Genomic DNA, 17,516 nt, shown 5'->3' on the forward strand with positions numbered 1-17,516 from the left:
CCTTAGAAGACCCTCATTGTCCCGTATTTTTTCGGGATCCCTTGTAACTAATTCCTAGGATTATCCCCGAGAAGCTCCGGGCAAGCCGATTCTGGGCTAGCCGGCTAAGATGCGACGAACCCGCTCAAGGTCTTCGGCTGTGTCAACACCAGCTGGCGGGGCTTCACTAGCTGTATGAACGGCAATACGGTAGCCATTCCAGAGGGCGCGAAGCTGCTCCAGGGCCTCTGCTTGTTCCGGTGGTGCAGGCTCAAGGCGTGTATAAGCCTCCAAAAAGTCGGCGCGGTAGGCATAGATACCTAAATGACGTAAATGGGTGATGGCTTGCTTGGAGTCCGGATCCCGCACAAAAGGAATAGTGGCTCTAGAGAAGTAAAGCGCCTCGTTCGAGCGGTTGAGGACTACTTTAACTACGTTAGGGTTGGTAACTTCTGTAGCATCAACAATAGGCACTGCCATAGTCGAAATTGCACATGCAGTATTGTCGGCCAGAGTTTGAGCAACCTGATTGATTAGTTCTGGCGGAATGAGAGGTTCATCACCTTGCACATTTACAACTAAAGTGTCTGCTGGAAGTTTTAGCAGTTGAGCTACCTCTGCAATACGGTCTGTGCCAGTTGGATGATCTGCGCTGGTTAACAAACACTCGATACGATATTCATCACACGCTGCCTGAATTTCTGGTGAGTCAGTTGCAACTACAACGCTTTGGGCATTGGATTGCTGCGCGCGCTCAGCCACACGAATCACCATCGGCTTGCCACCAATGTCAGCTAGTGGTTTACGAGGCAGACGAGTAGAGCCAAGCCTTGCTGGGATGACGACTAAAAAATCTGGGGTCTTAATGCTCATGCGCTTGATTATGCTCAATCAATACTTAATTGATTTCATCGGCGGAAAGATTGCGGGCTTCATCAACCAGCATCACAGGAATGTCATTGCGAATGGGATAGGCTAGGCGATCGGCTTTGCAGATGAGCTCGTGTTTTCCTGCATCTAAATGCAAGGTACTTTTGCACAAAGGGCAGACCAAAATCTCTAACAAACGCTTGTCCATATTTAATCTTTACTATTTCTTATAAGGTGTACTGATTTGGATCGGGTCTCTGCAGAATAGACTGCAACCACTCTGCCAATATATTCGGGATCTCTAAACTCATCGGAACTACCCAAATGCGTTCATCCTGTATTGAGGTGCATTTTACGGCATCCTTTTCAGTAATAAGGATGCATTCAGCATGGATTGCAGAGAAAAATTCAGGGGTGTAGCTAGCGTGATCAGCCAAACCAATGCACTTGCTTGCAACGCCCTGTTTCAGTAAGTCATCAAAAAAGCGTTGTGGATTACCAATTGCAGCAACAGCGGTAATCTTGTTTGGAATATAGGTGTCTGCAATGGAAGATAAGGATTGTGTATTGCTTGGATTATTCAATTGATAGGGTGTACCCAGTTGACTAATCAGCATAAAAGCGCGTCGCCCCAAATAATATTCATTGATATGACTGGAGGGCAATGCAGATCCAGTCATTAAAGTAGCATCTCGCTCGCGTGATGCGGGTTCACGTAATGGGCCGGCAGGCAGCAGGAAGCCGTTTCCTTCCCCGCGTTGATCTCGTACCACCAATTCAATGTCACGACCCCCTTCGCGAGCAGGCCAGCGCAGCAGACTTCGATGTTGTAGGCCATCGTCACTGATGATGACATTCACCGACGGATCTTGTTTCAACAGAGACTGAATGCTGAGGGTTCTTTTGGGGTGCACCCAAATCGGAAATTGGTTGTGTGTGCGCTTAGCAATTAAAACGGGCTCATCTCCAACTTCTGAGGGATTGGAATCGCTTTTTACTTGGCGAGGTGCGTTTGATGCAGCAGCACCATAACCCCTGCTAATAATTCCGGGCTGCCATCCCATGCGAGCAAGCCGCTCTGCTAATGCAATCACAATGGGCGTTTTACCGGTACCGCCTACGCGGATATTACCAACAATAATGATGGGTACTGCTTGGGGTTTGCGTCTCGCTAAGTTCAATTCAGAGAGCAGATCTAAGCCTTGATTTAACCAACCATAAACCTTGGATAGTGGCCACAGCGCAAGACTCGTCGGCCCGCGCCGCTCCCAAAACTGAGGAGCCTTATTTAAAAAGGAAGATTTTTTAGACTTTGACATTAAAGTTTATTTGTTGAATTCAATTTCTCTGATGTATTTAATTTATTTCTTTGTAGTTTGACTACTAAACACAATATTGGAGAGATTGGCATCGCGAGCTGCCTCTAGGGCGCTCATAACAGCCTGGTGTGGCGCTTTAGCATCAGCATCGATATTGACTTGGATGGCATTATCTTTGTTAAGTGCATTGAGGTTGTTGCTCAGTTGGCTGCGATCAGTCACCTTGCCGTTAATAGCAAAGCGCCCATCACGGCTAACTGCAATATGAATTTGCTTCACCTCAGATTGGCTTGCTACGCCATTGGCGGTAGGCAGGGTGATAGCTAACTCTTGGTAGCGAGTAAATGTAGTGGAGATCATCAGAAAGATCAGCACCACTAACAACACATCAATAAAAGGAATGAGATTAATCTCAGGCTCTACCGAAGATGCATGCGTTCCTAATGAAAATTGACCTTGATGCTGAAGCTTATTTTCTAACCAACTCATTTTTTATCCGCATTGTTAGGATAGAGTTTTTTAAATAGTTGCCGAGTGAATTCTTCGTACTCATGTTGGCGTTGATTTGCCATTGCGCGCAGACCACGCCATGCGGCCAAGGCTGGAATCGCAATCAGCAAACCGAAAGCGGTGTTGTACAAAGCAACCGAAATTCCATGGGCAAGCTGTTGAGGGCTGCCGACACCTTGACTGCCGAAAATTTCAATCATGCCGACGACAGTGCCAAAGAGTCCGAGAAGAGGTGCCACTGTTGCAATGGTAGCTAGGGCGCCTAAATAACGATCTAACTTTAGCCAGGTAGTTTGGGCGCTGGCCTGCAATTCTTCTAGGGCAGAATCGGCTGGGTTGCCTGAAACCCTCTCGCGCAAGATGCAAGCAAAGAGTGGCCCCACTGGAGAAAGTTGGCTGATTTCTGTGATTTCAGCCTCAGAGACACTTTTCCCCCCAGAAATAGTATTGGCTAACTTAAATACTGATTCAAGACTATCTTTAGGGAAAATATGAATTTGGCGCAAATACCAAGCGCGCTCCAGGATGATTGCTAGCCCGATAATCGAGATGATAAGTAAAGGCCAAATAGGCCAGCCTGCAGACAGTAAGATTGAGTACATATGGTCAGTACTTTAGCTGAATTAATAATAGGTTTTCACAAAGGCGTCCTGTGGATAACTCTGTGCAAAACTTTTCAGCAAATGACATGTAAGTCCTTGATTAATCGTGACTGAGAGTATTTTGAGCTTAAATTCTCGTAAATAACTCAGAAAAATTCACTATATAAATCAATGATTTAAAGAATTACTGTTGGATTTATGAGACGTTTTGGGTCAGTAATTACTTACTTATGTAACTTAAACCCAGAGCGAATATGCTTCTGTGGATATTTATTGGTCGCCAAGCCTGATGGCTTTGTAGAAAAAGAGAAAAAATGTCGGAAATATCAAGAGAGATTCTGAGTGTTGGTGACCTAAACCGTGCCATTGCTAGCTCTTTGGAGGAGCGCTTCGATGCTGTCTGGGTAAGCGGGGAGATTTCCAATTTCAAGGCCTATGACAGCGGCCATTGGTATTTTTCCCTGAAAGATGAGGAAGGACAGATTCGCTGCGTTATGTTCCGGGGTCGCAATGGTCAGGTGGGTTTCATGCCCCAATCTGGCGATTTGGTAGAAGTAGCCGCCAACGTAGGATTTTATGTTCCCCGTGGTGATATTCAGCTCACGGTACAAAGCATGCGCCGTGCTGGCATGGGCGGTCTTTACGAAGCTTTTTTAAAGCTTAAGGCCAAACTCGCCAAAGAAGGCTTGTTTGATCTTGAGAGCAAGCGCCCAATACCCAGCCATCCGAGAGCGATTGGCATTATTACTTCTCCGCAGGCAGCAGCCCTAAAAGATGTGCTGAGTACATTGGCGAGAAGAGCGCCGCATATTCCGATTGTGGTCTACCCAACTTTGGTTCAAGGGCCAGATGCGCCAGCTGGAATAATTTCCGCACTTAAGGCTGCTGAAAAAGAAAATGCAGTCGATGTAATTTTGCTGGTGAGGGGTGGCGGCAGCATTGAGGATCTGTGGGCATTTAATGATGAGCAACTTGCCTACGCTATTGCTCAGTCTCCAATTCCGATTGTGAGCGGTGTTGGTCATGAGACCGATGTGACGATCGCTGACTTTGTTGCGGACTTGCGTGCACCGACTCCTACGGGTGCGGCTGAGCTAGCAGCACCACGACGCGATCAAATGTTGCAAGAGCTCGATGCCATCATGCAAGCATTGCTGCAACGGGTGAGTCAGCGAGTAGAGCGTGAAGCGCAAACCCTAGATCAATTGGCCTTGCGTCTTAGTCATGCTTTACCTAACCCTGATCGCATGCGCGAGCAAATTAGCGCATGGCAAAAACGACTGAATCAAGCATGGCTAGTGAGAGTTGAGAATTGGAAACGTGATCAAGGTCATTTCCAGTCCCAGCTTGAAATGCTCAACCCCCAAAGAACTCTGGAGCGGGGTTATGCGGTTATCTTGAGTAAAGAGGAGCAAGCAATGCATGCGGTCCGTAATCCAAAAGAGCTCAATACGGAAGATGCATTCAAGATACGCCTTGCTGAGGGGCAGGCAGAAGTGCAATTCATTCGGGTTGTGCAGCAAGATTAAAGAATATTGGGCTCAATATGGAGCTGAACTCCAAATGTTTGTTGCACTTTGTCTTGAATCGTTTTTGCAAGATGGAGAATATCGGTTGAATCCCCGCCGCCGTGATTGACAAGCACAAGCGCTTGCTTTTCATAAACACCCACGGGGCCCAGACGTTGGCCTTTGAAGCCACATTGATCAATCATCCATCCAGCGGCCAGCTTACGCATACCAGGAGTGTCTGGATAAGAAATTAGATTTGGAAACTTTTGAATTAGCAGCTCATATTGCTCGTTTGCCACGATTGGATTCTGGAAAAAACTTCCAGCATTACCAATCACTTTAGGGTCTGGCAACTTCTGTGAACGAATAGCGCAAACGGCTGCAAAAATTTCCTTTGCGCTAGGTGTGTAATTGGGGTCTGTAAATTGGTTGGCAAGGTCTGCATATTGGAGTCGTGGCTTCCAAGCTTTGGGGATTTTAAAAACAACCTTTGTCACGATAAATCGCTGGGGATGTTGTTTAAAGTAGCTATCGCGATAAGCAAACTGGCATGCTGTTTGAGGAAGAGTGATAAAGGCATGAGCTTCAGTATCAAACGCTTCAATGCTATCAATGTATTGCCCAATTTCAACACCATAAGCACCAATGTTTTGAATGGGCGCAGCACCAACTGTTCCTGGAATCAGAGCGAGGTTTTCTAAGCCGGGCAGGCTTTGCTCTAGCGTCCAAGAAACAAACTCGTGCCAATTCAGGCCAGCACCAACCGAGACCCAGGTGTTTTGCTCATCTGACTGGCTGATGTCTTGTCCCAGAATGTTGATTAGAAGGGTGGCTCCAGGCAGTTGATTGGGAAGAATGACATTGCTGCCCCCGCCTAGGGCGCGCCATACTTGTTTTTTATCTGCAAACTCCCTGAAAAGTGCCGGCAGTTGTTCGGCACAGGTGATTTCATAAGCCAGTTCCGCGGTAGCATCAAGACCAAAGGTGTTGCGGTCCTTGAGCCCCAAATTGGGGGTCAATTTCGCTGGATTGGGCGCAATTTTCGCGGAGTTCATGCCACAATCTTATTCGTGTTCAAGTTTCTAGCGGTAATTTACAGAAAAACTTGAAAAGTAACAGTGCAGGATATGCAATCTGTAGATTTAATGACCAAGATTATTTAAGGAGTTTGAGATGCCCTCATTTGACGTAGTTTGTGAGCCCGACATGATTGAGTTGAAAAATGCGATTGAGCAATCCAATAAGGAAATCACCAATCGTTTTGACTTCAAGGGCTCTGATAGCCGTGTTGAGCAAAAAGATGAGACTCTAATTTTGTTTGGTGATGATGACTTTAAGTTAGGTCAAGTCCGGGATGTCTTGTACAGCAAGATGGCGAAGCGTAACGTAGATGTTCGTTATCTTAAGGATGACAAAAAAGAGACTATTGGTAGCGATAAGCGCAAACAAACTATGAAAATCCAAAAAGGGATTACTTCAGAGCTAGCTAAAAAGGTAGTGCGCATCATTAAAGATAGCAAGATTAAAGTCCAGGCCAGTATTCAAGGGGATGCAGTGCGCGTCACAGGTACCAAGCGTGATGATTTACAAGAAACCATGGCTATGCTCAAGAAAGAAGTAACTGAAGCGCCATTGGGCTTTAACAACTTCCGTGACTAGAGATGTACTTCAGATTGCGCCAGCAAGCCAGGAAGCCATAGAGCGCTTCTGCGATGCTTGTTGGCTTGAGGATGGGCTGGCGAAAAACAGTTTGTCTGCGTATCGTCGAGATCTATTGCTTTTAGCGCAGTGGCTTCAAAAAGACTCGGGTGCGGATTTATATGCAGTAACTGAGAAAGATCTCACCGCCTACATTGCGCATCGACGCGCCGACAAAGCTACCACTGCAAATCGAAGGCTCACAGTATTCAAGCGTTTTTATCGTCACGCCTTACGCATGAACTTGGTTAAAAGTGATCCTTGCATTGGTTTGCGGGCAGCCAAGCAGGCATTGCGTTTTCCTAAGACGCTCAGTGAAGATCAGGTAAGCGCCTTACTCAACGCCCCCGATGTCGAAACTGCCTTGGGGCTGCGTGATCGCACCATGCTTGAGTTGATGTATGCCAGTGGTCTGCGCGTTTCTGAGATTGTTTCATTGAAGACTGTTGCCTTGGGTTTAAATGAAGGTGTCATTCGGGTTGTTAATGGCAAGGGTGGTAAAGAGCGTTTAGTGCCTTTTGGTGGTGAGGCGGGGCAGTGGTTACGTCGCTATCTAGCTGATGCCAGAACACCATTGCTAGAAGGTAAAAGCTCAGATGCTGTCTTTGTAGGCAGGCACACTGGTACTGGCTTAACGCGCCAGGCTTTTTGGGCGCTCATTAAGCGCTATGCCACGATTGCCAATATCCCTGTGGCTTTGTCTCCGCACACCTTGCGCCATGCTTTTGCTACCCATTTGCTTAACCATGGAGCTGATTTAAGGGTTGTTCAGCTACTTTTAGGGCATGCTGACATATCTACCACCCAAATTTATACCCATGTGGCGAGAGAGCGCCTCAAATCGATTCATCAGCAGCACCATCCTCGGGGTACTTGAGTAGATTAGTTCAGCCGTTTTGGCGATCAGCCCAAGCAGTCTAAAAATAACTTCTACGATAAGTGTTTAAGATATCAGTATGAATTTCACTTTAGACCTTTTACTGATTCCGCTTGCCTATTTGATTGGATCGATTTCCTTCGCGGTGGTGGTAAGTAAATGTATGCGTTTACCAGACCCCCACTCCTACGGTTCTGGCAACCCAGGTGCTACTAACGTTCTGAGAACTGGTAATAAGCTCGCCGCCATTTTGACTTTAATCGGCGATGCGCTAAAAGGTTTTCTTGCTGTGATGCTTGCCAGAATCCTTTTAGGTGATGAGTCGTTGACCTCCAACTTAAGTTCTTGGTTGTTATGTGGCGTAGTGCTGGCAGTTTTCTTGGGGCATTTGTTTCCGGTATTTCATGGCTTTAAGGGCGGCAAGGGTGTTGCTACTGCTTGTGGCATTTTATTGGGTATTAACTGGATTCTTGGCTTAGCTACATTGGGTACTTGGATTATTGTGGCAACATTCATGCGCTACTCATCTTTAGCGGCTTTGGCTGCAGCGATATTTGGCCCTATCTATTTTATATTTTTGTTTGGTTTCCAGCCGATGGGTATTGCTCTCTTAGTGGTTTGCTTGCTGTTGATTTGGCGTCACCGCAGCAATATCAAAAATCTGATGAATGGCACCGAGTCACGCATTGGTTCAAAGAAAAAGGCACAATCATGACCATTGCTTATTGGTGTGTGCTTTTTATGGGCTTACTCCCCATCGTTGCCGCCGGTATTGCTAAAAAAGGATTTGAGGGCTATGACAATGCCGCCCCTCGCCAATGGCTAGCAAAACAAACTGGATATCGGGCGCGCGCGAATGCCGCTCAAGCAAACCTCTTTGAGTCTCTCCCGCTATTTTTTGCCGCAGTCATTATTGCAGTCATAGCGGACGCACCTCAATATAGGGTGGATCTACTGGCACTGGGTTTTGTTATTGCCAGAATCGCTTACTTAGTTTGCTATCTTGCTGATTGGCCTACAAGCAGATCTATCGTTTGGCTTGCTGGCTTAGCCTGCGTAGTAGCGATCTTCTTTCAGATCTAAGCGCAGCAAAATAATTTAGAAATCACAACAGAAATTACGAGACAAACATTAATGGCAATTAAAAAGACAAGCACTAAAAACACCACCAAAAATTCTACCAACACTAAGCCCGCAAGTAAGGCAGAAAAAAAAGTAGTCAAGAAGGCGGTGCAGAGCGCTCCAGCTAGGACCCCAGCAAAGAAGGTGCCTACCAAGACAACTGAAGCGGGCACACCACTATCTGTGGTGATCCGCCGTCGCATCGAAGCCCAGAGGGCGCGCTTTCATGCGAATGACAATATCTCTGCATTTATTAAGCCAGGGGAGCTAGAGGGCTTAGTGGATGAGGTTGCAGAAAAAATGCAGGCCGTATTAGAGAGTTTGGTAATTGATACAGAGAGTGATCACAATACTAAAAACACTAGCCAGCGTGTTGCGAAGATGTTTGTTAAGGAAGTATTCAATGGTCGCTATGTTGAGCAACCAACACTCACGAAATTTCCTAATGTCAGCCGACTAAATGAGTTGATGATCATTGGCCCAATCACGGTTCGTAGCGCTTGCTCGCACCATCTGTGCCCGATTATGGGTCGTATCTGGATTGGCGTGTTACCAAGTAAAGAATCTGCATTGATTGGCCTGTCGAAATATTCACGTCTAACTGAGTGGGTGATGTGTCGACCACAAATTCAGGAGGAGGCAGTCGTGGAATTGGCGGATATGCTCGAGAAAAAAATCAAGCCTGTCGGCGTTGCTATCGTGATGGATGCAGATCACTTCTGTATGCAATGGCGCGGTGTTAAGGATCGCGATTCGAAGATGGTTAATAGTGTGATGCGTGGAGCATTCTTAAAGGACTCTAATTTACGTAGAGAGTTTTTATCTCTCTTAGAAAAGAGATAAGAATTAATGCAAACCCAATGCCCTACTTTTAAATGAGAAGGTATTCCTTACCCCAGCTTAAGTTGCAATTTTTAACTATTTCCTTGGTGATCACTTCCATCTTTGGCTGTGGATCATTGATCTATCCAGACGTGAATGTCGATCCTGCAAAGAACAACATAGCAACTTTTCGGCAGGATGCGATTGATTGTGCAAAGGCGTATCCCGTCGTTGACTCGGGGGCACACATCAAACAAAGAATTAGCTGCATGAATCTCAAGGGTTGGCGTTGATGTGTCGCTGGCATCAGTGCTGCATTCTTGGTGATTCACCATTTTCTTCTTTGAGAATAATTCTCAATAAAATAGTTAATTAAATCATATACTTACACTGCCTATAGTTGAGTAATTTGATCTGCTCTATGATCCCCCTTAGATGCAATCTTTGTTCTATCTCACCCTCTGGAGTTCATATGAAAAATAGTCGTCGCCAATTTATGATTTTGTCTGCTGCTGGTGCTTGCACCTTGGCTTTGAACGGTAAAGTTCAAGCTCAAGCTATGGTTGCTGAAACAGATCCACAAGCTGCTGCATTGGGTTACAAGGCCGATGCTTCCAAGGTGGATAAGGCAAAGTATCCAAAGTACGCTGCTGGTCAGGTTTGCAGTAACTGCGCTCTGTATCAAGGTAAAGCAGGCTCTGCAGCTGGTGGTTGCTCATTATTCGGTGCCAAGCAAGTTGCTGGTCCAGGCTGGTGCTCTGCTTACGCTAAGAAGGCTTAATATTCATTGATTTATAAGATTTCAAAAAGGCCGCTTAAACAAGCGGCCTTTTTTGATGGTATTACCTCTCAAAAATAGGGTTAAACAGTTTTTGAACTTTCTGTGTTCCGTATACGGACAGATGATTACTGTCTGAAAAGTAGCTTCCTTGCCCATCTGCGAAGTTGCAATGCTCTTGATCGCACAGTGCCTTGTGGGGCAAGATCAGTCTGCCGTCTAGTTGGCGCGACAAAGAGCTTATTAGGGGCTTGAATTGACTATCAAATGAGGCTCTCGTGATGGAGGAGTTTTCGCTAGTATTTCCGAACTTAATATTTCTGCTTGCCACTGATGCAAAGTCAAAATTAGGAATAGCGATTGGACCAACCAAGTAGATGTTTTTTCCTGTCCTCGCTAAATTATCCATCAGCATCATGATTGATTTTTCTCTATAGCTGAAATTGGGGTCTGAAATTAATTCCCCTGACTTATCAACTAAGTCATTTGAATACCAGGTCATCGCAATGATGATGGTTTTTAGATTTCTATCTTTTTCTATTGCTTGAAAATTTATCTCAGCCATCTTGAGGCATTCTGCAGAAATATTCAGATCAATTGTTGGCAGGCAACCATTGAGTGGAATAATTAGTCCTGCCTGATGATGTGTGTTGAGAGACTCAATAATTGCTGGTGCATACATCTGCGCATGTGAGTTGCCAAGAAGTGCCAATGAAGGAGCCTCTGTTATGTCCCCAATTAGGCAGCTACGAGATGCGCCATAAAGTCTATAGTTGCCTGGGGGGCAGCGGTAGTTTGAGTCAATTGCATTTGCAAATGAATTTGCAAGATCAACATCTCTGCTTGGCAGGCCTTTTAATGCCAGTAAGGTTGACGCATATATAACTAGTATGCAATAGATAGAGAGAATTGCAAGCAATGTGGTTCTGGTGGGGATTGAACTCCTAAATGGATTTTCAATATATTTCCAGCTCAAATACGAAATGAAGATAGTTGCTAGCAATGCGCTCATCAAGATATATAAAGGCACGTTATCTACATAGATGTACTTTAGAAAAACTAAAATTGGCCAATGCCATAGGTAGAGCGAGAAAGAGCATAGCCCCACTAGCCGCACTGGTTTTGTAATTAAATAACGAAGCAGTAGCGAGTTACTACTTAATTTGTTCCAAAGAATGAGGCCCGTGCCTAGAGTTAATAGAGTTGCGCTCGGAATTGGAGATAGCGGGTTTGTGAAATTAATAACAATAAGCGCTAGTCCCGCCATGAACAAAAAGTTCAGGCGCATCGAATTTTCTGGTCGTATAGTTGGTAGTAGTGCAAAACAACCACCGATTGCAAATTGCCAAATGCGCGTTGGGAGTAAAAAGAATGCTGGGTTTGAGCCACCAATATGCGTGAGGTAAATATTAGCGCCATATGAAGATATGGCTATTAATAGCAGCGCCAATATTTTTAGTGATTGGGGTCTAACAAATCTAATGACGATGATTAATATTGCTGGGAAGAGTAGATAAAATTGCTCTTCCACACCTAGGGACCACATGTGAAGCAAAGGCTTTAATTCATCGCTGGTTGAGAAATATCCACCCGTTCTCCAAAAATAAATATTGGCAATAAAGCTCAGTGTTGCAATTTGACTCTTTGCGTACCTCTCTAGATCTGGGGCAAGTAATATCAGGATGGCGGCAATTGAGCTAGCAACAAGCATAGCTAGCATCGCCGGCAAAATTCTCTTAATCCTCTTTAGATAGAACGAGGAAAATCGGAATTCATTCTTTGCTGCTTGTCTGCTAATTAAAAGAGTGATGAGGTATCCGGAAATGACAAAAAACAAGTCAACACCAAGATAGCCAGATGGCAGGGCGCCTGGGAAGAAGTGAAATGCGATTACCGCCGATACCGCTAGCGCTCTAAGCCCGTCAATTTCTTTTCGGTGATGTAAGTCCAGTTGATTAGTGGCTTGGCTAGTCATCTGTTGATTTTAAGGTAGACCAAACCGCTTTATTCGCCATCCATCTGCATGCGCTTATGATTGAAGGGGGAACTCTATTGATTACCCCTTAATTCCCCTACCCTTTTTGAGTGCTAACAATAAATTAAATTAGTGATGCGACCATCCCGTAAGCAACTCATAAAAAATCTTGCCTTTTACCTTGGCGGTGATCAGCCTTTTGTCTCTTGGTTGGAGCGGATACGCTCTGTATTTGGGGCATTTTTAGGACTTTTGTTAGTGATCACTACCGCTAAGTTCCTTGGTGAGCTTGGTGGTACTGATGAATGGTTGATGGCGTCGCTGGGTGCAAGTGCATTGCTGGTGTTTGCCTTGCCTCAGAGTCCGATGGCTCAACCGTGGGCTGTGATTGCAGGGAATACCCTATCGGCATTAGCTGGCATCTCGATATTCCGCTTTGTAAATGACCCCCTGTTAGCAATGCCTCTGGCGGCCAGCCTATCCATCTTGGGTATGTTTGCATTGCGTTGCTTACACCCGCCTGCCGCCGCAGTAGCCCTAATTGTTGTTTTAAGCCAGATTAACCATTATCAATATGCTTTTTTCCCAGTGATGGTGGATTCCATTCTATTAATCTTGGCGGGGACTATTTATAGCAATTTAACTGGAAAGCCTTACCCAAATAGGCCAAATTAAGCCTGATCGTGAAAATAAAGCCTATAAAATCAAGGCTTATTTACAAAAAACATAAAGGTTTAAATTAGGCGCCCATGACGACTTCCCAGTCATCTAACTCGATTTCAGTCCTGCCGATCATATTGTGTGGTGGCTCGGGTACTCGCCTTTGGCCCTTATCGAGATCGGGCTTTCCAAAGCAGTTTTTAGTATTGTCTGGCGATGATTCAGGCAAGAGCTTATTTCAGCAAGCAATTGAAAGAATTAATGCAATCGGGTCTGCCAATGATTTTGAGCTCGGCCCCACTCTAATTGTTACTAACGAAGAACATCGTTTTTTGGCTCTCGATCAACTACGAGAACTAAAGGGGATTCAGGCAAATTTACTGCTTGAGCCTATGGGGCGCAACACGGCGCCGGCACTTACATTGGCAGCCTTTCAGGCACAAGACTTTGCTGCAAATGCTAGCCCTCAGAAGGGCGATCCAATTTTAGTGATTACGCCTGCCGATCAGACTATTCGCAATCAATCAAGCTTTATTAAGTCTTTACAGAGTTGCATTGCGACCGTTGAAGCTGACCAATCTAAAAAAACAATTGCCATTTTAGGTATCACGCCATGTGCCCCTGAAACAGGTTATGGATACATCAAACGTCAGGGCGATTCTGGTATTCATGGTGAGTTTGATGTAGAGAGATTTGTTGAGAAGCCCGATGCCAGTACTGCTGAAGCTTATTTAAAAGAAGGTGACTATCTTTGGAATAGCGGTATGTTTGTATTGCGTGCCAGTACTTGGCTTGCTGCATTGAAAGAATTCAGGCCTGATATTTATATCGCCACTGAGAGTGCTTGGGGTGCGAGGGCGATTGATCAGGCTGGTGACGTTGCTTTTATTAGGCCAGGTGCTGAAATTTTTAAGACAGTTCCTAGCGAATCAATTGACTACGCGGTAATTGAGAGGTGTGCGAGCTCAAATGAACTGAATCATTTTTCCATCAAGATGGTGGAGTTGGATGCCGGCTGGAATGACTTGGGTGCATGGGACGCTGTATGGCAAGTTGGTAAGCAAGATAAAAACGCCAATGTCATTACCGGTGATGTCATTGTGGATGATGTAAAAAATTCTTTGATTTATTCCAGCAGTAGGTTGGTTAGTGCTGTTGGAGTTGATGATCTGATTATTGTGGAGACTGCAGATGCAGTTCTTGTCGCCAATAGAAAAAGTAGTCAAGCCGTGAAGTCTGTTGTTGAGCTACTGCACTCTCAGCAGCGAGAAGAGAAAAATTTACACAGAAAAGTGGCAAGGCCTTGGGGCTGGTATGACAGTATTGATCAGGGTGAACGCTTTAAAGTAAAAAGAATCCAGGTGAAGCCTGGTGCAAGTCTTTCTTTGCAAATGCACGAGCATCGGGCTGAGCATTGGGTGGTTGTCAAGGGCGTAGCCGAGATTACTAATGGCGATCAGGTGATTACCTTGACTGAAAATCAAAGTACTTATATCCCCAAAGGACAAACTCATCGCCTAGCCAATCCTGGCAAAGAGCCCCTGGAAATCATTGAGGTGCAATCAGGCGCATATTTGGGTGAGGATGATATTGTGCGATTTGAAGATATATATGGGCGGTCGAAATAATGACTAGTAAGGAAAGCTTTAACTCTCGTACCGCCTTAATTTGCGGGGTAAGTGGCCAAGATGGTAGTTACTTGGCGGAATTGCTCTTAAAGAAGGGTTATAAAGTTTTCGGTACCTCCAGAGATGCTCAGGGCTCGTCTTTTTCGAATTTACATTTGCTTGGATTAAGGTCTGATGTTGAGTGCCTATCCATGGTGCCGGAGGACTTTAGAAGTGTTTTGGTGGCATTGAGGAAAAGCAATCCTGATGAAATTTATTATCTTGCTGGCCAATCTTCAGTTGGCCTTTCCTTTGAGCAGCCTGCGGAAACAATTCAAAGTATTACCTTGGGTATGTTGAACATTCTGGAGGGTTGCAGAATGTTAGATCATGATATTAGGCTTTACCATGCAGGATCTGGTGAATGTTTTGGCGATACGGGCGGCATTCCTGCTAATGAATCAACCCCGTTCCATCCGATGAGCCCATATGCAGTTGCCAAGTCCTCTGCATACTGGTTGGTGAACAATTATAGGGATGCCTATAATTTGTTCGCTTGCACTGGAGTTTTGTTTAATCACGAGTCGCCTTTGCGCCCTGAGCGTTTTGTTACTCAAAAGATTGTGCGCTCAGTAAAACGTATTGCAGAAGGCAGTCGTGAAAAATTAAGACTAGGACGTCTAGATATTGCACGTGACTGGGGTTGGGCGCCAGAGTATGTCGAGGCAATGTGGTTGATGTTGCAGCAAGATAAACCACAAGATTTTGTCATAGCTACTGGCTCTACTATTACCTTGGAAGAGTTTGTGGCTGCAGCCTTTGAGGAGGCTGGTTTGGATTGGAGGGGCCATGTTCTCCAGGATCCTAATTTATTTCGCCCAACAGATTTGGGCGTAGGTCGTGCCGATCCCGCAAGTGCTTTGCAAAAACTGGGATGGCGTGCATCTATAAGCGGTATCGATGTCGCTAGAAAAATGTTCCAGGCACTAGTTTAAGTTACAAAAATTTTCGATATAAAGATGATGATATGAAAAACAAACAAAAGACCGCCCTTGTGACTGGAATTACTGGTCAAGATGGCTCCTATTTGGCTGAGTTTTTATTGGAAAAGGGATACGTTGTTCATGGGATTAAGCGTCGCGCTTCATCTTTTAACACCGATCGCATTGATCATCTGTATCAAGACCCTCATGTTAATCACCCAGATTTGATTCTGCATTATGGTGATTTAACCGACACCAGCAATTTAGTGCGCATTATTCAACAAACTCAGCCAGATGAGATCTATAACTTAGGTGCACAGAGCCATGTGGCAGTTTCTTTTGAATCCCCGGAGTACACAGCTGATGTTGATGCAATGGGTCCACTTCGTATGCTGGAGGCTATCCGGATCTTGGGTTTGGAAAAGAAAACTCGGTTCTATCAAGCCTCTACCTCCGAACTGTATGGTTTGGTACAAGAAACTCCCCAAAAAGAGAGCACTCCTTTTTATCCTAGAAGTCCTTATGCAGTGGCAAAACTTTATGCGTATTGGATTACGGTCAACTACCGTGAGGCATACGGCATGTATGCATGCAACGGCATTCTCTTTAATCATGAATCTAAACGTCGTGGTGAAACTTTTGTAACGCGAAAGGTCACGCGTGGACTAGCCAACATTGCTCAAGGGTTAGAAAAATGTCTTTATATGGGCAACATTGATGCTCTTCGGGATTGGGGGCATGCAAAGGATTATGTCCGTATGCAATGGTTAATGTTGCAACAAGAAAAGCCTGAAGATTTTGTTATTGCCACGGGTATTCAGTTTACCGTTAGGGAGTTTATTGTTCGCAGTGCAAAGTTGCTCGGTATTACCCTAAGGTTTGAGGGGGTTGCCGAGCAAGAAAAGGCAGTGGTTGTTCAAATCGATGGAAATAAAGCGCCCGCTTTGAAGGTTGGGGATGTGATTGTGCAAATTGATCCTCGCTACTATCGCCCGACCGAGGTCGAGACACTTTTAGGGGATCCATCAAAGGCAAAAGAAAAGCTTGGATGGGTTCCTGAGATTACTCTGGATGAGATGATTCAAGAGATGATCGAAAATGATTTGGATAAGGCTAGACAACATGCCTTACTTAACAAGCATGGATATTCAGTATCTGTCGGTAAAGAAAACTGATTGCCCTAAGTTAAATATATGATATCCAACTTACACCAAAAGATTTACGTGGCCGGTCATCGAGGCATGGTTGGATCAGCCATTGTCAGAAATTTACAAGCTAAGGGCTATCTTAATATCCTGACAAGAACACATGCTGAGTTGGATTTAACAAATCAGCTAATGGTAGAAAATTTCTTTAAGCAAGAAAAGCCTGATCAAGTTTACTTAGCTGCCGCAAGGGTGGGCGGGATCCACGCCAATAATACCTTCCCAGCCGAATTTATCTACGAGAATTTGATGGTTCAGAGTAACGTGATTCATCAATCTTTTATGAGTGGCGTCAAAAAGCTACTATTTTTAGGTTCGAGCTGTATTTATCCTAAGTTAGCACCACAACCAATGAATGAGGCTGCCTTACTCACGGGTAAGTTAGAGTCTACGAATGAACCTTATGCCATTGCAAAGATTGCAGGAATTAAGATGTGTGAAAGCTACAACCGTCAGTTTGGAATTTCGCACAACATTGACTACCGATCGGTAATGCCAACAAATTTGTATGGCCCCGGAGATAACTACCATCCTGAAAATAGCCATGTTATTCCTGCTCTCATTAGGCGGTTTCATGAAGCTAAGGTGAATAATGTGCCGGAGGTTGTAATTTGGGGAACTGGGTCCCCAAGGCGTGAGTTTTTATATGTTGATGATATGGCTGCAGCATCTGTATTTGTGATGGAGTTGGATAGGTCGGTATATGACCAACATACTGAACCAATGCAAAGTCATATTAATGTGGGCTCTGGTTCTGATATCACCATTGCTGAGTTAGCTGAGGCTATTTCTAAAGCTGTAGGTTTTAAGGGGAAGATTCAATTTGATCCAGAAAAGCCTGATGGCGCACCACGAAAGTGGATGGATAGTTCGAAGTTAAATAGGCTTGGATGGCATCCCGCAGTGCCCTTAGATGGCGGTCTCAAAATGGCTTACGATGAGATGAGGGCCCGCATTAATGGGCCTGCATCTTGAGCGTACCAATATTTAATATGATT

20 protein-coding genes are annotated in these 17,516 nt (G+C 45.0%); 13 read left to right on the forward strand and 7 right to left on the reverse strand.

Annotated elements, in window-relative coordinates; translation table 11 throughout:
• Window positions 1-96: 96 nt before the first annotated feature.
• The 5 genes from kdsB to AOC19_RS01460 are packed head-to-tail and all read right to left on the reverse strand — an operon-like array spanning window position 97 to window position 3,280.
• A complete protein-coding gene (kdsB, locus tag AOC19_RS01440) occupies window positions 97-846 on the reverse strand; it encodes a 3-deoxy-manno-octulosonate cytidylyltransferase (RefSeq protein ID WP_435367684.1) in 750 nt (249 codons plus the stop codon).
• Window positions 847-877: 31 nt separating this feature from the next.
• Window positions 878-1,057, reverse strand: coding sequence for a Trm112 family protein (locus AOC19_RS01445; protein ID WP_215376924.1), 180 nt, complete (start codon window positions 1,055-1,057; stop codon window positions 878-880).
• Between the two features lie 19 nt (window positions 1,058-1,076).
• Window positions 1,077-2,168: a tetraacyldisaccharide 4'-kinase gene (lpxK, locus tag AOC19_RS01450; protein WP_215376927.1), complete on the reverse strand. Its 1,092-nt coding sequence runs from the start codon at window positions 2,166-2,168 to the stop codon at window positions 1,077-1,079.
• A 42-nt stretch (window positions 2,169-2,210) separates the two neighbouring features.
• Entirely contained in the window at window positions 2,211-2,657 is a 447-nt protein-coding gene (locus AOC19_RS01455; protein WP_215376929.1) for an ExbD/TolR family protein, read from the reverse strand.
• Complete coding sequence (locus AOC19_RS01460; protein WP_215376932.1) at window positions 2,654-3,280, reverse strand: MotA/TolQ/ExbB proton channel family protein; 627 nt, start codon at window positions 3,278-3,280, stop codon at window positions 2,654-2,656. The genes AOC19_RS01455 and AOC19_RS01460 overlap by 4 nt, the downstream gene beginning before the upstream one ends.
• 314 nt (window positions 3,281-3,594) lie before the next feature.
• Here AOC19_RS01460 and xseA point away from each other — a divergent pair, with 314 nt between their 5' ends.
• The gene (gene xseA, locus AOC19_RS01465; protein ID WP_215376934.1) at window positions 3,595-4,809 is read left to right on the forward strand and encodes an exodeoxyribonuclease VII large subunit; all 1,215 of its coding nucleotides are present in this window, start codon (window positions 3,595-3,597) and stop codon (window positions 4,807-4,809) included.
• Here xseA and murB read toward each other — a convergent pair.
• Window positions 4,806-5,846 (reverse strand): UDP-N-acetylmuramate dehydrogenase, encoded by a 1,041-nt coding sequence (gene murB, locus AOC19_RS01470; protein WP_215376937.1) that lies wholly within the window; start codon window positions 5,844-5,846, stop codon window positions 4,806-4,808. The genes xseA and murB overlap by 4 nt on opposite strands.
• Before the next feature lie 118 nt (window positions 5,847-5,964).
• On the opposite strand from murB, the gene AOC19_RS01475 reads away from it, so the two are divergent.
• From AOC19_RS01475 to AOC19_RS01505, 7 genes are all read left to right on the forward strand, one after another.
• On the forward strand, window positions 5,965-6,450 hold the full coding sequence (locus AOC19_RS01475) for a YajQ family cyclic di-GMP-binding protein (RefSeq protein WP_215376940.1): 486 nt from the start codon (window positions 5,965-5,967) through the stop codon (window positions 6,448-6,450).
• Window positions 6,443-7,366, forward strand: a complete 924-nt coding sequence (gene xerD / locus AOC19_RS01480) for a site-specific tyrosine recombinase XerD (protein WP_215376943.1) — start codon at window positions 6,443-6,445, stop codon at window positions 7,364-7,366. The genes AOC19_RS01475 and xerD overlap by 8 nt, the downstream gene beginning before the upstream one ends.
• A 79-nt stretch (window positions 7,367-7,445) precedes the next feature.
• Window positions 7,446-8,081, forward strand: a complete 636-nt coding sequence (plsY, locus tag AOC19_RS01485; protein ID WP_215376946.1) for a glycerol-3-phosphate 1-O-acyltransferase PlsY — start codon at window positions 7,446-7,448, stop codon at window positions 8,079-8,081.
• Complete coding sequence (locus tag AOC19_RS01490; RefSeq protein WP_215376949.1) at window positions 8,078-8,449, forward strand: MAPEG family protein; 372 nt, start codon at window positions 8,078-8,080, stop codon at window positions 8,447-8,449. The genes plsY and AOC19_RS01490 overlap by 4 nt, the downstream gene beginning before the upstream one ends.
• A 51-nt stretch (window positions 8,450-8,500) precedes the next feature.
• The gene (gene folE / locus AOC19_RS01495; RefSeq protein ID WP_215376953.1) at window positions 8,501-9,331 is read left to right on the forward strand and encodes a GTP cyclohydrolase I; all 831 of its coding nucleotides are present in this window, start codon (window positions 8,501-8,503) and stop codon (window positions 9,329-9,331) included.
• A gap of 32 nt (window positions 9,332-9,363) precedes the next feature.
• Window positions 9,364-9,603 (forward strand): hypothetical protein, encoded by a 240-nt coding sequence (locus AOC19_RS01500; RefSeq protein ID WP_215376956.1) that lies wholly within the window; start codon window positions 9,364-9,366, stop codon window positions 9,601-9,603.
• 179 nt (window positions 9,604-9,782) lie between these two features.
• On the forward strand, window positions 9,783-10,091 hold the full coding sequence (locus AOC19_RS01505) for a high-potential iron-sulfur protein (protein WP_215376959.1): 309 nt from the start codon (window positions 9,783-9,785) through the stop codon (window positions 10,089-10,091).
• Window positions 10,092-10,152: 61 nt separating this feature from the next.
• On the opposite strand, the gene AOC19_RS01510 is transcribed toward AOC19_RS01505, so the two are convergent.
• Entirely contained in the window at window positions 10,153-12,063 is a 1,911-nt protein-coding gene (locus AOC19_RS01510) for an acyltransferase family protein (RefSeq protein ID WP_215376962.1), read from the reverse strand.
• Between the two features lie 135 nt (window positions 12,064-12,198).
• Between AOC19_RS01510 and AOC19_RS01515 the strand changes: the two genes are divergently transcribed.
• From AOC19_RS01515 to fcl, 5 genes are all read left to right on the forward strand, one after another.
• Entirely contained in the window at window positions 12,199-12,738 is a 540-nt protein-coding gene (locus tag AOC19_RS01515) for an HPP family protein (RefSeq protein WP_215376965.1), read from the forward strand.
• Between the two features lie 74 nt (window positions 12,739-12,812).
• The gene (locus tag AOC19_RS01520) at window positions 12,813-14,351 is read left to right on the forward strand and encodes a mannose-1-phosphate guanylyltransferase/mannose-6-phosphate isomerase (protein WP_215376968.1); all 1,539 of its coding nucleotides are present in this window, start codon (window positions 12,813-12,815) and stop codon (window positions 14,349-14,351) included.
• Window positions 14,351-15,325, forward strand: coding sequence for a GDP-mannose 4,6-dehydratase (locus AOC19_RS01525; RefSeq protein ID WP_215376970.1), 975 nt, complete (start codon window positions 14,351-14,353; stop codon window positions 15,323-15,325). The genes AOC19_RS01520 and AOC19_RS01525 overlap by 1 nt, the downstream gene beginning before the upstream one ends.
• Before the next feature lie 32 nt (window positions 15,326-15,357).
• Entirely contained in the window at window positions 15,358-16,488 is a 1,131-nt protein-coding gene (gmd, locus tag AOC19_RS01530; protein ID WP_215376973.1) for a GDP-mannose 4,6-dehydratase, read from the forward strand.
• 18 nt (window positions 16,489-16,506) lie between these two features.
• Window positions 16,507-17,493 carry a GDP-L-fucose synthase gene (gene fcl / locus AOC19_RS01535; RefSeq protein WP_215376976.1) on the forward strand — a complete coding sequence of 329 codons (987 nt, stop codon included), beginning with the start codon at window positions 16,507-16,509 and terminating at the stop codon, window positions 17,491-17,493.
• The last annotated feature ends 23 nt before the right edge of the window (window positions 17,494-17,516 follow it).

This window comes from Polynucleobacter asymbioticus (assembly GCF_018687575.1).
Classification (GTDB): domain Bacteria; phylum Pseudomonadota; class Gammaproteobacteria; order Burkholderiales; family Burkholderiaceae; genus Polynucleobacter; species Polynucleobacter asymbioticus_C.